Below are 1,461 nucleotides of genomic sequence, written 5' to 3'. Positions count from 1 at the left end.
TAAATTTCCGCTGGACGTAGCCCGAAAAACATGATACGATTGGAGGCGGGATTCGGTTGTTGGGCATTCTATCGGAACAGGACGAATGGATTATGGACTCTATTTGGACAGACCAGCGCCCTGTTACGGGCAGTTTGAGAGACTTTCAGCCTCTTTCCCTTATCCTTGTCAACGGAACCGAGGATGAAGGGATCTGGGACTACATGGTTCGCACATGGCACTATCTCGGCTACCATGCAATGATTGGTCAGCGGGTCAAGTACCTGGTGCTGTTCCGAGACGTGCCCATTGCCGCAGTCAGCTTTAACCGTGCGTCGTTCCACGTTGGTGTCCGGGACGCCTGGCTGGGCTGGAGCGAGGAAGGCAGACAGAAGCTGCTTTCCCACGTGGTCAACAACAACCGATTTCTCATCCTGCCATGGGTTCACGTCAAGAACCTGGCTTCTCATATATTGTCTCTTTCCCTGAATCGGGTGAAGACCGACTGGCTTCGCCTGTACGGTATAGAGCCGTATGCGGTAGAGACGTTCGTTGACCTCAACCGTTATCAGGGTACTTGCTACAAAGCCGCCAATTGGCGATATGTCGGGGAAACCCGTGGCTTCTCAAAGGTCGGCAAAGCGTTCGTTTATCACGGAAACCGAAAAGGCGTGTTTCTCTATCTGCTGGATCGCAGGCTGTTCAAATTGGTGTCCCAGTTCCCCCCACGACCGAATCCCAATCTCAAGCGTGTGAGGTCATGGGACATGATGCTGAGTCTACCGGACTGGAGTCCTGACTTGTTCACTGAAGTAGGCATTAACGAGCAAACTGTCACTGAATTGGGGACGCAACTCGGACAATACCTGGATACATATACGTCGTGTTATACCCATCCGGCGCAGCAGAAAAACTGTGAAACATATACCAAGGGATTGCTCAGTGACTTGGAGCGCAAGAGCATCGAGCCGATTGCCCTGCGCTATGAAGATGAGAAAGCCGTGCGCACGATGCAGATGTTCCTGAAGGATGCCCCGTGGGACGAGCAGCAGATGAAACAGATTTACCAAGCCCAGGTCTGTACCACTGCAAACGACCCGAATGGCATGCTGACGGTGGACGGCTCTGACTTTCCCAAAAAAGGCACCCACTCAGCCGGGGTCACTCGGCAGTATTGTGGCAGACTGGGGAAGGTCGAAAACTGTCAGGCTGGCGTATTCATCGGGTATTCCGGAGCGAACGGCTATGGTCTGCTGGATTCCAGACTGTATCTTCCAAAGGTATGGTTTGATGATAAACACGAGGCACTGTGGGCAAAGTGCGATATTCCTGAGGAAACGGAGTTTCGTACTAAACCACAACTTGCGCTGAAGATGATTGAAGAAGCCGTCAACAACCACGAGTTTCAATTCCAATGGGTCGGGTGCGATGGGGCGTTTGGCAGTGATGCGGAATTTCGCAAGGGACTTCCGGAGCACACCC

The 1,461-nt window shown here is 52.6% G+C and carries 1 protein-coding gene; it reads left to right on the top strand.

What is annotated here, in order from left to right:
• Positions 1–56 precede the first annotated feature (56 nt).
• Positions 57–1,461 (top strand): IS701 family transposase (locus M4I36_RS16195; protein ID WP_258112801.1); only part of this gene is annotated, 1,405 nt, incomplete at its 3' end.

The sequence above is a fragment of the Alicyclobacillus sp. SP_1 genome (assembly GCF_024706985.1).
In the GTDB taxonomy this organism is placed as follows: domain Bacteria; phylum Bacillota; class Bacilli; order Alicyclobacillales; family Alicyclobacillaceae; genus Alicyclobacillus_I.
This window is presented reverse-complemented; position numbering and strand designations above follow the sequence as displayed.